A 14,197-nucleotide genomic window follows, 5' to 3' on the forward strand; every position below is an offset into this window, starting at 1 on the left:
ATATCACTTGCTATCTAGTTATCCTTTTTCTGGTTCACTCTCCAAGCGTTTTGGTCTTTCAACCAAGATTTGGGTATGCCCTACCCTATCTGTCTGACGACAAAGATTTTTACTGGTTTTTCATTCACCGTTGTTTATCGGAACCCCTGCGCTATGTTTGACGAGGTTTTCGCTACCCTCCCTTTTTGTCTCTTATGCAGACTTTCGAGTTCAAGGGTTCAACTCAATCGAGCCATTCACTACCGCCCACTCAGGGGATTCAAACCAATTTCATTTTAACATAAAGCCGTCCTAAAAGGACGGGGCTTTAACCCAAAATTTTGGTAAGCGCCTGTTGTTTTCGTTAAACGATGTAATATTTTGTATAAAGTGCAACTCATTGACGATTGCGTAATGTAGAAAATGAGTGCGGCGACAATTGTACTTGTCAAACGATGGTATAGTACAAGTAAATTGCTAATTATCGGCAGGTAGCGTCTGTCAAAGATATAGCTTGTGGAGTTGAAATATGTCTAGTACACACACTGGTATTGAGTGGACTGATAAAACGTGGAATCCAACAACCGGGTGCGACAAAATTAGCACTGGTTGTCTGCATTGTTATGCCGAAGCTATTACACAGCGTTTTCCCAAAAACTTTCCCAATGGATTCACCTTGACTTTGCATCCAGAAAGATTGGAAGAACCCTTACGTTGGCGCACTCCCAGTCGAGTTTTCGTCAACTCAATGAGTGATCTTTTTCATGATGATGTGCCTCTCGACTTTATCAGACAAGTTTTCTCCGTTATTCATTCAACGCCTTGGCATATATATCAGATTCTAACAAAGCGACATCAACGTCTAGGTGATTTAGCGTCTAAATTAGATTTTCCCGACAACATTTGGCTAGGTGTATCTGTCGAGAACCAAAACCACACAGATCGGATTGAATCTCTTCGGACAGTGCCTGTTTCAGTGCGCTTCATTTCATGCGAGCCACTTTTAGGACCACTAGAACTTAATTTAACTGGCATTGATTGGGTTATTGTCGGCGGAGAATCTGGGCAAAAACATCGCCAGATGAAACTTGACTGGGCAAGGGATATCCGCGATCAATGTCAAAATTCAGGGGTAGCATTTTTTTTCAAACAAGTTGGGGGAAGAACACCGAAAGCAGGGGGTAGATTACTTGATGATAAAATCTGGGACGAGATGCCTAATGCCTGGAATCAGCATATCCAAAAATGGGGAAGTGTCCCACTTAAATCAGCGAGGCGTTCAGAAAAATTAGAGCTTATTGCTTAACTGGAAATGTAACCTTTAAATCATCCGCAAACGTTCCTTTTCGCCGTTTTTTGCCTGCGGGTGGATGTACTGTGATTTTTCCTTGAGATTCAAGATTTCTAAGGGCATCTTTGTAATTCTTTTTAATGTAAAGTTTTCCCACATGATGCTGGTCGTAAATCTCTGCCATCGTCATAGTTTTACCTGAAAAATTGTCCAACAACATAGATTCCAGTTGATCAAGAGGACGGGTTAGCTCAAAGAGTAATGGTTGTTGAAGAGTTGCAGGATTATACTCAAAAGATGGTACGCCCTGCGTCTGTTCAGAACTCTCTTTAGCCATTATCTCTTTCATAATTTCATAGCCTTTAGGATGCTTGCTTACAAAAATTAGGTGATGGCTAGTACGATTTCCCATTTCATGTCTGAAACGAAATGGAAGAACATATTTACCCCCCATTTCTTTCAAGGCTTCACAGATATATTCTACAACGGTTAACTCACGCTCTTGTGGAGTAAGTGTTTTCAATCGTTCGCGGAGTTGATCTGCTCCTACTTGTCCGAATAGCGCATTTATGTGTTCTTTGACTGCATCATTACTTAAACCCATGTTGATGCGATTGTAATTGAAGAAGAAGATGCAATCACAACCCCAATCTTTGACGACCGAATTAACAAGTTGAAGAGATAGCCCCTTGTAACCCCAAGGATCAACAAAAAGTAAAGTGGGAACTAATTTCATGCTTTGGAAGGTTTTAACTATGTTCTCTCCAACCTCATATTTTGATATTCGAGGGCGGTATTTTAAATTTTCTATGCCTGGAATTGAATCTATAGCTTGTTGAAGAGAATTAACATTTTTGACATCGGCATCGTTAAAGATCGACACCAGCATATTTCGCATATCTGGATCTGCGATGGCAGTTTCTAGAACCTTTACTGGGGTTGATTTTGAGCCATCTTCATATCGTCCTGCACCAGCAAAAAGGTCAACATAAGCGATTTTCTGGTTTGAAGACGATCCCTTCTTAACTTTTGAAATTATAACTTTTGCCCAAGCCCAGAAATATTTCTCAACAATCCTAGCTTTGATCAAGGACTGTTCTTTTTGCTCATCGAAGAAGGAATTTTTAGTCATAAGCTATATCAATAGTTACGATGCCGAAGGCGCTAGGTAGCGGCAAGTCGCTCTCGTCGGATGCGTTAATCAAATGTAACACACCTTATTTTTGTTTGAATTAGAGAAGATAGGAAGAAACAACCCAAAAGAAAACCCAACCACCGCGATAGGGAGATTGGGTTTTCTGGTTATGAATTGATTTTAAGGAGCTAAAGCGTTACCGCGCAGGAGAGAACCGATGGTTTTAGCAGTAATCTTCATCTGCACGAGAGGATTAGCGGGAACAACGGTTTTATAGAGATAACTGTCAAAAGTCATCTTCTGTACGTCCTTATCGGAACACATTTCCACAAAAGCTTCCCGGGTGGCATCGGTACGGTAGAAAACCCGTTGCAGGATATCTAACACCAGATAGGTCATACCGTATTTCTTATCCCAACGCTTCAGGTAGAGTTTTAACTCGTCCTCTGTGGGAATACGTTGGCCGCCGTTAGTGACTTCGACAATGGTTTCGGCACACATCCGCGCCGATTTAGCGGCGAAATAGATGCCTTCTCCCGAAGACTTAGTAACTGTTCCAGCGGCATCGCCAACGAGGGCCACGCGACCGACTACACGACGAGGACGGGGATGTTCGGGGATGGGGTGAGCTTCCACGCGGATGATTTCGCCACCTTCGAGACGACGGGCCGCGCGAGCGCGAATACCGGCTTGTAGGTCTTTAATCATGGCTTTATTGACCTTCATTGTGCCAGTACCGACAGCGACGTGATCGTATTTGGGGAATACCCAAGCGTAGAAGTCGGGGGATACGTCTTTTCCTACATACATTTCGGCCAGGTCTTCGTAGTAGGCCATTTTATCTTGGGGGAGACGGATGCGTTCTTGGAAAGCGATCGCATAGTTGTAATCCCCGGCATCAATAGCTTTAGCAATGCGAGAATTAGCACCGTCCGCACCGATAACCACATCCACCTTCAGAGATTTCATTTCCCCTTGGGAATTACCGTGGGAGTGATCAGCGTAGTGTAGGGTATAGGGATCGGTGCTATTGGTGGGAATGTCGAGACCGTAAACGGTTCCGTTGATTAAATGCGCTCCTAATTTATGGGCGCGTTCTCTCATAAAACCGTCGAGGACTTCCCGACGACACATTCCGATATATTCGTCTTGATTATCGAGATTAATATCGACTTCGACGTTAGAGGGGGAGATCATTTTCATTTTTCTCACCCGGCGATCGATAATTTCAGGAGGTAGGTCAAATTCGCTCACCATACAGAGAGGAATCGCTCCACCACAGGGTTTAGCATTATCTAATTTGCGTTCAAATAAATAGGTTTCAATGCCTGCTTTAGCTAATGTTTCTGCCGCCGAAGAACCGGCCGGCCCTGAACCCACAACAGCGACTCTTAACACTCAGGTTTTCTCCTACATACTTACGAGCGAGTACGCTTTGCAGTGTACCACAGGGGTTTAGCCGAAAGGAACGATATCCTCCGATTCTGCCCGATCTTGCAACAGTGCTTAACATCCTCTGTTACAAAAGTTTATTTTATTGCCTGTAGATTTTTTTTGATCGATGTGTTGTATTGTGTTACACCGATAGAGAAAAAAAGTGCTAAACCCCTCTCCCAAACTGGGAAAAGGGGATATTTTCGAGGATTGTTAACCTCTTGCTTTTAACCAATCGCTAATAGCGGGGGGTAAATCCCGTTGCACTTTGCCACTGACATACATTCCGATATGTCCGACCGGAAAAGCACAAGCGGTATAGTCAGAAGTACCGATATAATTCCCTAAAGCGAGGGAAGAAGCGGGAGGTACAAGGTGATCTTTATCCGCATAAAGATTGAGAATTGGCATGGTCAGATTGTGTAAATCTACCCGTTTATCTCCTAACATCACTTCCCCTTTAATCAGTTTATTTTGCTGATAGAAATCCTTGAGAAACTGTCGATAGGATTCTCCCGCTTGGTCGGGACTATCAAAAATCCATTTTTCCATACGCAGAAAATTAACTAATTTTGATTCGTCTTCCATGATGTCAGGAAAATCAAGATATTTCTGATAACCTAACTGCAAAGGTTTCAATTCTAGAAACTCTAAGTTGAGAAAATCTCCCGGAATATTGCCCATAGCATCTACCATTAAATCGATGTCTAATGCTTCGGAGCCTAAGGAACATCCCCCGCGCATATTTAATAGGGTCTCGGTTTGATAAAAGTCCACCGGTGTCACCATTGTCACCAGATTTTTTATCTTATCGGGATAGAGGGAACTATAGCATAAACTAAAGGTTCCTCCCTGACAGATTCCTAACAGATTAATCTTGTCGAGATGGTGACTTTGACGAATAAAATCGACGCAATTATCGACATAATCATTGATATAATCATCAAGGGTTAACCAGCGATCGCTTCTCGTGGGATATCCCCAATCAATTAAGTAGATATCTAAGCCTAATTTCAGCAGATTTGCCACTAAAGAACGCCCCTCCTGTAAATCTACCATGTAGGGACGATTGACCAAAGCATAAACCATCAGCAAGGGAATCTCGAAGGGTTTTTCGACCACGGGTTTAAAGTGATAAAGAATGATTTTATCTTCCCGATAAACTGCTTCTTTTTCCGAGACTCCACACTGAATATCTTCTTCTTTAACTCGTTTGAGATTGTCTAAACCTTTGAGATTTTTCTGAGTTAATTCTAGATAATCTTGGGTAAAGTCTTCCAGTTTCACTTGCGTCAAAAATGGCCACATAATTTAATTCTCCTAGAGAAGTGGGGATTTTTCAGTGAGCAGTGAACAGTAAACAGTAATCAGTGAAAAGAAAGTTCCGAAGTTTTCACCTAACACTATATACTTAAAACTGCAATCCGATAACTGATAACTGATAGCTTACCTGATTGTCAAGTACAATTAACTAATTGTTACTTTCTACTGCTTTTTTTCTCCTAAAGTTTTTTTGAGACTTTTTACCTCTTTGCGTAATTCATAGATAGTCCGATGAATTTCATCGACTTCGCTGCGGGTAGGCAGATTCATTGATCGCAGGTAAATTTCCATTAAATCCTGCTGTTTGAGGCGATAATCATTGAGGGAATTAATAAATTTTCCCCGTACTTTTAGGTTTTCTGGTTGACAAAAAGCCTTTTCAAAAATATCATCGGCGACTACACTCCACACATCTTGAAATTCTCGCCAATTCTTGACAGGTTGACCTTTTTGTGCTAGGAAAACTAATTTTTTAGTTAAAGCTTCAAAGGATTTAACTTGAATATCAGCCAGCACAATTTGATAGTTAATACTAGCTTGATAAAGAACCCGCCAAGTTTCAAAACTATCGAGTAATTTGCGGTTAAATTCTCGCGGCAATCCCAATAAAGGCATCTGTAACCATTGGCCAAAAGTTTCATCATAAAACTTCTGCCAGTAGATATTATTGAGTTCGATCAAAGAAGAAGTATTACCTAACCAAGCTTTGGTTATTGTGTCATTTGACAGGACGAAAGGATCGAACCATAAATGATTGAGACTTTGCAATTGTTGTAGGTAAATTGTCCATAGTTGACTGACATCTTGACTACTTTTGGAAGTGGTGGCAGTAAAACTATTCAGTTGACCGCGCATCTGTTGGGTATAATTATTTAAAATTGTTTGCCAGTCTTCTCCTGTTTGCATTTTCGGGAAGATACTTTCCCAAGCTTCCACCGATAATTTTAGGAATTTGATCAATAAATCCCGATTATCAAAATAGCGCTGGGTTGCCTCTTGCAATTCTGGTTTAATATTGCCCATGGCCGGGGGTATTGCCCCCATCATATCAAACCAACTTGACCACATTTTTGTCCCGGTTTCTGTCCAAAGATTGACGTAATCGGCGGCCATCTCACTCCAAGCTTGTGTCGGTTTATCCATTATTTTTGACCTTTTCCTTTAACGCTGATTTCGGTAGTTTAATAACCCATCCTACACCTGATAACTGATAACTGATAAGTCATATTTTTCCAGACTTGGTAATTTTTGCTAGTAATCTTAACGCTTCATTGACTGAGGCTGAATCTTGAAAAATTTCCGCCACATCGGGATCGAGAATGATCACATTACTAGCCTGTCGATAAGCTTCATAATATTTGCCACGAATACCACTGGAAAAGTCATATTCACTCCACATCTCGTCATTAACCGTTTCTTCAGACTCCTGATTCATAATTTTTTCTCTCCTGTTTACTAGCTAAACGGGCGCTAATTAAGCGAATTTCATTTTCTCTTTCTGTATGGGATTTGACTAACAGCTTTTGTAATTTTGACTGTCCTATCATCAGAAAACGAAACTCACCCACTGAATGATCGGGATCGAAAATCGTTACGGCCAATGGATCCCCAAATACGGTCACTGCTTCTTCAAAAGATATACTATGTTTTTTGATGTTGTTATTTGCCTTGTCTTGATCCCATTAAAATTTCATAGATTTATGCCACTATCAAGCAACTTAGCAGCGACAATAACAAACACATTTTCCATCTTTGAATTAGATAACTGATAACTGATAACTGATAACTGATAACTGATAACTGATAACTGATAACTGATAACTGATAACTGATAACTGATAACTGATAACTGATAACTGATAACTGATAACTGATAACTGATTAGGTGTGATGGGCCCCATTAACTCTGAGGACTTCTCCAGAGACATAACTGCTGGCAATAGGAGAGAGTAAATAGGCAGTTGCCCAGGCGATATCTGCGGGTTCACCGAAGCGACGACAGGGAATTTCTGCGGTGATTTTATCGCGAACTTTCTCGGGAATCGCTAAAGTCATTTCCGTGTTAATAAACCCCGGCGCAATCGCATTGGCGCGAATATTATAACGGGCAGCTTCTCGCGCTAAGGATTTGACTAAACCGATAACTGCCGCTTTTGTGGCCGCGTAGTTAGTTTGGCCGGCATTACCGCGATCACCGGAAATAGAACTAATACAAACGATCGATCCCGCTTGTCGTTCATACATTCCCTCAATAAATGGCTTAATCGTGTGATTAACCCCTTTTAGGTTGACATTAATCACTAAATCCCAATCTAGCGGCGTTAATTTAGGGAAAAAGTTATCTCTGGTAATCCCCGCGTTAGCGACGATACCATACACTGGTCCCAATTCCGCTTCAATTTGTTGAGCTGCCGCTTCCATCGATTCCAACTTAGTCACGTCGGCCACAATGCCTAACCCCTGGGGATTATCGGTGGCTAAATCCGTGTAAGCCACCTTGGCCCCCAAATCTATCAAAAGAGAGACAATAGCCGCCCCAATGCCTCGATTTCCGCCGGTGACGACGATAACTTTCTCCTCTAGTCCCAGAGATACCATAGCTTTTTCCTCCTAAACTCTTTCAATTGCGATCGCTGTTCCGCCACCGGTCCCATGACAGATGGCCGCCATACCGAGGGTTTTATCCTGTACTTTCAACGCATTAATTAACGTCACCAGAATTCGCGCGCCGGAAGCGCCGATAGGATGACCCAAGGCGATCGCACCACCGTGAACGTTTTGTTTTTCCCTAGCTAACCCGAGATCCATCTCAAACAGGAGATTATTTAAGGCGAAAGCCTCGTTATTTTCCACTAAATCGAATTCATCTAGGGTTTTACCGAGAGAATTCAGTAATTTTTTGACAGCGAGGACGGGGGTTTCTACGAAGCGATAGGTTTCCCCAGCAGCCACGGCCCCGCCAAGGATTTTGGCAATTGGTTTTAAACCGTACTGATCCACGGCTTTTTTACTGGCTAAAAGTAATGCGGCAGCCCCGTCGGAAATTTGACTACTATTACCCGCGGTTAAAACTCCTGACGGACTAAAAGCCGGTCGCAGTTTTCCTAGGCCTTCTGCGGTACTATCGGGACGAATACCCTCATCTTGATCAAGAATTGTGGAACCTTTCTTAGATTTAAGCTCGATCGGCACGATTTCACCCTTAAACCAGCCTTTTTCTGTGGCTGTGGCAGCTCTTTGGTGGGATAAGGCGGCAATTTCGTCTAATGCTTGCCGGGAGCCACCACGATCGAGACAGAGGCGATCGACTTGGGAACCCATGCCCTCAGCCGTGGTAGCATCGGTTAAGCCATCGTGGAGTAATAAATCCGTTAATTGTTCTGGCGCACCCATGAGGAATTTATAACCCCACCGGGCCCGATGGGAGAGAAAAAAGCCGGTTTGGGACATGGATTCGATGCCACCAGCGAGGACGATATCCGCTTCGCCTGCGCGAATTAAGGTAGCAGCATTACTAACGGCAATCATTCCCGAAGAACAAACCATATCCACCCGATATCCGCCCACGGCTAGGGGAATTCCCGCTTTAATCGCCGCTTGCCGGGGAATTAACTGACCATGACCCGCTCCCAAAACATTGCCGAAAATGTACAAATCTAGGGCTTCTGGGGGCAAATTAGCGATTTCTAGGGCGTATTTCATCACTGTTGCCCCTAAATCGGCCGGGGATAATCCCATCAATCCCCCACCAAAACGACCAATTGGAGTCCGGACTGCGGCCACGATATAAACTTCTTGCATAGACTTCTCTCTATTGGGAAGCGAAGATATTAGATAGAATTTGCTTAAGAATATCGAGTCCGAAAAAAGCAAAATCCCAATTTACTGTCATTGGTTAAAAGTTTATGGCCTCGATGCCTTGAGTTTTTGTCTATCTACCCTCGATTTTGCAACAGAATTTCTGGGTAAGAAGATATATTCATTAGAATTTAACTTTTCTGGCAGCAATCCCGTTTTTTTATGGATTTAGTCAAGCGCTTAGTTTTTATCGGTGGGGGTCATAGTCATGCGATCGCCCTTCGTCTTTGGGGACAATCACCCCTAAAAAACGTTCAATTAACTTTAATTAGCGATGTCACCCATACCCCCTATTCGGGAATGTTACCGGGCCACATCGCCGGTTTTTATGATTTTGCTGAGACTCATATCGATTTACCTTCTCTAGCTAGGTATTCTCAAGCGCAATTCTGTTTAGACAAGGCTAATTTCATAGATACGGAAAAATGTCAAGTAATTTGTAATAATTCTTCACCGATTCCCTTTGATTATCTCTCGATCGATATCGGCAGTATCCCGGCAGTAGATAATGTTATCGGTACTAAAGAGTACGCTATTCCCGCCAAACCAGTGCCGATTTTTCGGGAAGGATGGCAAGAAATCCTCAAAAAAGCGGTTAATAACCCTAATAATCCTCTCAATATCGTCATTGTTGGTGGTGGCGCGGGCGGGGTAGAATTAGCTTTAAATATGCAGTCCCGTTTGGCAAAAATTCTCAACTCTAGCAGTAATTTGAATTTATCTCTAATTCATCGAGGAAAAAAACTCCTACCAGCCCATAATAATTGGGTCGGTCAACGTTTAGAGAAGATTTTTAAACAAAGGGGAATTAGATTATATTTATCAACGGATGTAATAGAAGTAAGACCGGATCAAGTTATCTGTTCATCGGGGTTAGTTTTACCCATAGATTATACAATTTGGGTAACGACTGCCTCGGCCTCTAGTTGGATTAAAGAGTCGGGATTACTGACAGATAAAAAAGGGTTTATTTTAGTGAATAATTATCTGCAATCTCTGTCTCATCCCCATATTTTTGCCGTGGGAGATATTGCCACGATTCCAGATTATCCCCGTCCGAAAGCGGGAGTTTTTGCCGTCCGACAAGGAAAACCTTTATACGATAATTTACAAAGAATTCTGCAAAATCGGCCCTTAAAACCCTATTTTCCCCAGAAAAATTATCTGAGTTTAATCGGTACAGGAGACCAAAAAGCGATCGCATCTTGGGGCGGTTTCGCATGGCAATCACCGTTATTATGGACATGGAAAGATCGGATCGATCGAGCTTTTATGAGACAATTTGAACAGAAATGATGAGTTGCTTTGTCATAGGATTGAATGGCAGTTTAAGTCGGTTGGGAGGTGTGAGAAGCATGACTTAAAGTTGTTGTCTAAATGTCCAAATCGTGAGAAAAAGTTTAAGATTGCTGCTTTGTGGGAGTTTGAAGAATTTGAAGGCGCAGTTTGCGATCGCTGTTTTCTCTCTTTTGCTGAGATGAGAAACTGCAAACATCGAAAGAATCTTAAAAAATTTGGCTCTAAGGGAAAAATAAATAGCAATATAGCTCTAACATAGATTTAGAGCCAAGAGGATATTTATGCTTAATTTTAACATAGAAGACTATTTAACGGATGCAAAATTAATTAGAATGTCAATTTACTATGCAATGTATAGTAGGCTTAATGACGATTACTTTTGTAATTTTTTTGAACTAAGTATCAATTGTAAAAATGAAAATAAAATCAACCTTTTAGTTGAATATATTAAAAATATCTACTCTTTAAAACAACCTTATATACCAGATGAGTCATTTGCTTATGCTTATCCCAAAGAAGATGTCTTTATTAGAAGATGTGTATATTTGCCTTTCAAAGAATATGCAATTAGATATCATTTGATTAATGTCCTTTCCTTGACAGTTGAAAATTCTTTTATTAAAACAAGCTATGCTAACAGAACTCAACGTTCACTCAGTGGATTTATCCATTTGTTTAAACCTTATAATCCTGAATATAAAAAATTCATCCAATGGGGGGAAAATCTTATTAAAGAATTTAAAAAAGACCAGAGAGAGTCTTATTTATTAAACGCCGATATAACATCATTTTATGATAGCGTATCACCTAATTACTTAATCAATAATCTCTTTAATTTAACAGGGAGTATTCTACCTCAAAAATATAAACCGTTGTTGCAGAAAATATTGCAGCCAGAAATTGAATTTTACTCGATTATTGATGGCTTATTAAAGGTAGAAAAAAAAGAACAAGGGCTTTTAGTAGGTAATGGAACTGATGGCTATTTGGCAAATATTTTACTAAGTAAAATAGATGAATTAATGATTGCTTATGGCTTTCATTATGCTCGATACGTTGATGATATTAAAATTATTACTAATACTAAAGATGAAGTAATCAAAGCGGTTAATATTTTGCAAGAAGAACTACATAGGATAGGACTAAACTTAAACTCGGCAAAAACGAAAATTATACATAATCCTAAATATGTCAAAGATTTTTTTAGAAAAGATCATCAAATAGCTTATGGTAATGAACTTATAAATGAGGAACATTGGGAAGATAATCAGAAAACAAAAAAAGATGAAGATGAAGATTTTGACATAAATACTATTAATCTTACAGCCAACCTTCAAAAAAAAGATTGTGATCGAATAACTAATTATTTATTTGATGTAAAAAATGATCATGATCCTGATTACGATGAAAACTTGGTTATACAATTAATCAATAAAATCCCAGAAATAATTTGTAAGTACCCAGAAACAATCAGAAAAAATACTTGGACTATTGTTAGATTTATTATCTTTGGATTTCCTAATAACATAATGTTTTCCGCATACAAAGCAATGAATGAAATTTTTAAGGATCAAAATATCATGGATTATGCCAGAACAAGATTAATTTATCATTTAGTAAAACCTCGAAAAAAAGATCCGCGATATATTCTCATGATGATTAAAAATAATGAAAGATTCCGTGAAAAACTAATTGCTCAATTTCAAACCTTTCTTTCTACAAAATCAATTGACTTAAATCTCAACGCATTGTACGCATTATGGATATTATCTCATCAAGATAATGGCCAGACTTTTGATGAAAATTTATTTCGTAAAAATGTAGAAAATTATTTACCTCGACCAATTTCTCATACTATTTCAAGGGTTTTGTCGTCAATTTTTTCCCATAAAGATAATTTCAACTTTTGTGATTACTTTGATTTTACTGAGCTATCGAATAATAGTGAGAGTGAAGGATTAGAATAGTGAGAGTGAAGGATTAGATGACTTTTACAAATTTTAAAATATATCGGCAATATCAATTATATCTGAAGACATATCTTTTCTTAAAAAGATGTATAAAATACTACAAGCTCTTGAGCGACCAATATATCTTAATCTTCTTAAGCGAATGGTCTCAGAAATGGGTTCTGGTTCTAATTCCACTAATAAAATTATATGATTTTCTAAGCCTTGAAAATCGTAAATAGTTGACCAAGTAATTGTTTGTGGATGAAGAGGACTAGCGAGAGAAAATCGCTTAAATTTGAAAGTAGAAATTTTTGATGCTATCGAGTCAAAAAAGTTTTGACTTGGTTTTTTAGAAAAGAGGATTGTTATGTGTTTAGGTAAAACTTTTTCATCGTTGATTAATGCCAAAATATTGCTTTTTATGGCTTTAATTAAGTCTTCATCAGTTATGTAATAATCTGTGCTGACTTCCTTAAACTGTCTGACGGGCTTTTTTACTTTATAGGTTGGACTAATATATTCTTCGTAAGAATCAAAAATATTAATTGTGTTTCTGATTACTTTTTGCAGGGTATAATTAAAGGGTTTAAATATCTCTTGTATATCATTTTCATTAGTTTTTTGAGAATCATCTTTAAAAATTAAAATTGATAGATTAAACATTTGACTAGCATAGTCAGCTATTTTTCTTAAAAAATCACCATCTAATTGTTGTGCCTCATCAATAATAATTCTAACTTCTTCTAAATTTTCTTTATTTTCTAAAACTTTTTGTACTAAACTAAGTTCTTGAAGCGTAAATATCTTTAAAAGATCATTATTAGTTTCAACATTAAGCGAAATTTCCTTATAGATATAATCTTTTGAATCCTGAGAATTAGTAATGAATAAAACCAATTTATAAAGTTGAATATCTGAAATAGCTTGTGAGATTGCGAGTTGAGTTTTTCCTGTTCCCGCAGGTCCATCAATAAGGATTGGAGTTTTAACTTTATAAAAACCATCTAAAATTTCTTGTTGTTCTTTAGTCAGCTTAATTATAGTTTGTTCCTCATCTTCTAGTTTTGCACTTAGGGATTTTCTAAATTCTGAATTAGGGGTAATTAAAGTTTTAATTTCTTCTACTATCTTTTTGCCAAGAGGTTGATGACTATTATTGCTATAATGACTATATATTTCGTTGATTTTCTCACCTAGATTTTTCAGATCATCTCTAAATAAAGTAACGTCTCTTTCCATAAAGAGAGCTAAATTTCCCTCTAAAATATCAATATGAGGAAAACAAATTGCATATCCACAAGGTATCCAACGTTTTTTCAAACTAGGTAGTTCACGTTTTAGGAATAACGGCAAATTCTTTGAGTTAGCTAATTGTTTTTTGTAGGGATTTTGATAAGAAATATTATCTCCCGATTTCCACTTATCATGTTCCCCGTCGTAAGAAAATCGAGTTCCTCCCTTGACTTCAATAATCAATAGACCTTTCTGGGGATGAACTAACAAGAAATCCGTTTCTCTTTCAGTTCTAGCTCCATCTTTATTCTTAAAAATCCAGTATCTGTCTTGAAAAATGTAAAAATCATCGTCAAGTTGAGATAGTAAATGATATACTTCTGATTCTCCCCGTAAATCAGGATTAGAAGGCGCATCTGGGGGAAACATTTTAGCCATAATTGATATTACCCATAATTAAAAACGAGCGATCACACAGTGTGCCTTCGGCAACGCAACTCTCTAAACCCTAACTTACCCAAAAATGCCTCATACTTATCTTGACTTCCAATAAATTGACATCCTCACCGCCGTAAACGGACGGTGATTCCCAAACCTCACGATTTAGGTTTCTGCTTCTTTCCCTTGCGGGGTTCCGCACCTGCCTTAACAGATTTACTCTGTTCTGGTCTTATGGTCGCTCTACAGACTGAC

10 protein-coding genes and 2 pseudogenes are annotated in these 14,197 nt (G+C 39.1%); 3 read left to right on the forward strand and 9 right to left on the reverse strand.

Annotated elements, in window-relative coordinates; translation table 11 throughout:
- Nucleotides 1–508 precede the first annotated feature (508 nt).
- Complete coding sequence (locus IM319_RS10185; protein ID WP_287735510.1) at nucleotides 509–1,285, forward strand: DUF5131 family protein; 777 nt, start codon at nucleotides 509–511, stop codon at nucleotides 1,283–1,285.
- On the opposite strand, the gene IM319_RS10190 is transcribed toward IM319_RS10185, so the two are convergent.
- The 8 genes and pseudogenes from IM319_RS10190 to IM319_RS10225 all read right to left on the reverse strand — a co-directional run bounded on the left by IM319_RS10190 (nucleotide 1,275) and on the right by IM319_RS10225 (nucleotide 8,963).
- Nucleotides 1,275–2,402: a three-Cys-motif partner protein TcmP gene (locus IM319_RS10190; RefSeq protein ID WP_287735512.1), complete on the reverse strand. Its 1,128-nt coding sequence runs from the start codon at nucleotides 2,400–2,402 to the stop codon at nucleotides 1,275–1,277. The two genes, IM319_RS10185 and IM319_RS10190, sit on opposite strands and share 11 nt — an antisense overlap.
- Nucleotides 2,403–2,585: 183 nt before the next feature.
- On the reverse strand, nucleotides 2,586–3,803 hold the full coding sequence (chlP, locus tag IM319_RS10195) for a geranylgeranyl reductase (protein ID WP_002735532.1): 1,218 nt from the start codon (nucleotides 3,801–3,803) through the stop codon (nucleotides 2,586–2,588).
- Nucleotides 3,804–4,052: 249 nt separating this feature from the next.
- Nucleotides 4,053–5,147, reverse strand: coding sequence for a class III poly(R)-hydroxyalkanoic acid synthase subunit PhaC (locus IM319_RS10200; protein ID WP_286825396.1), 1,095 nt, complete (start codon nucleotides 5,145–5,147; stop codon nucleotides 4,053–4,055).
- Between the two features lie 163 nt (nucleotides 5,148–5,310).
- Nucleotides 5,311–6,305: pseudogene (gene phaE / locus IM319_RS10205) on the reverse strand (class III poly(R)-hydroxyalkanoic acid synthase subunit PhaE).
- 79 nt (nucleotides 6,306–6,384) lie between these two features.
- Nucleotides 6,385–6,597, reverse strand: coding sequence for a hypothetical protein (locus tag IM319_RS10210; protein WP_287686398.1), 213 nt, complete (start codon nucleotides 6,595–6,597; stop codon nucleotides 6,385–6,387).
- Nucleotides 6,581–6,832 (reverse strand): annotated as a pseudogene (locus tag IM319_RS10215) (BrnT family toxin); the annotation flags it as partial. The gene IM319_RS10210 and the pseudogene IM319_RS10215, both read right to left, overlap by 17 nt.
- 211 nt (nucleotides 6,833–7,043) lie before the next feature.
- Nucleotides 7,044–7,760 (reverse strand): acetoacetyl-CoA reductase PhaB, encoded by a 717-nt coding sequence (gene phaB / locus IM319_RS10220; RefSeq protein WP_286825393.1) that lies wholly within the window; start codon nucleotides 7,758–7,760, stop codon nucleotides 7,044–7,046.
- Between the two features lie 12 nt (nucleotides 7,761–7,772).
- Nucleotides 7,773–8,963 carry a thiolase family protein gene (locus IM319_RS10225; RefSeq protein ID WP_287686396.1) on the reverse strand — a complete coding sequence of 397 codons (1,191 nt, stop codon included), beginning with the start codon at nucleotides 8,961–8,963 and terminating at the stop codon, nucleotides 7,773–7,775.
- A gap of 219 nt (nucleotides 8,964–9,182) precedes the next feature.
- Between IM319_RS10225 and IM319_RS10230 the strand changes: the two genes are divergently transcribed.
- A complete protein-coding gene (locus IM319_RS10230) occupies nucleotides 9,183–10,316 on the forward strand; it encodes an FAD-dependent oxidoreductase (protein WP_287735513.1) in 1,134 nt (377 codons plus the stop codon).
- 284 nt (nucleotides 10,317–10,600) lie between these two features.
- The gene (locus tag IM319_RS10235) at nucleotides 10,601–12,286 is read left to right on the forward strand and encodes an RNA-directed DNA polymerase (protein WP_287735514.1); all 1,686 of its coding nucleotides are present in this window, start codon (nucleotides 10,601–10,603) and stop codon (nucleotides 12,284–12,286) included.
- Nucleotides 12,287–12,319: 33 nt separating this feature from the next.
- Here IM319_RS10235 and IM319_RS10240 read toward each other — a convergent pair whose 3' ends face one another.
- Nucleotides 12,320–13,942, reverse strand: a complete 1,623-nt coding sequence (locus tag IM319_RS10240) for an NERD domain-containing protein (RefSeq protein WP_287735515.1) — start codon at nucleotides 13,940–13,942, stop codon at nucleotides 12,320–12,322.
- Nucleotides 13,943–14,197 lie beyond the last annotated feature (255 nt).

This window comes from Microcystis sp. M113S1 (assembly GCF_020246945.1).
GTDB lineage: Bacteria > Cyanobacteriota > Cyanobacteriia > Cyanobacteriales > Microcystaceae > Microcystis.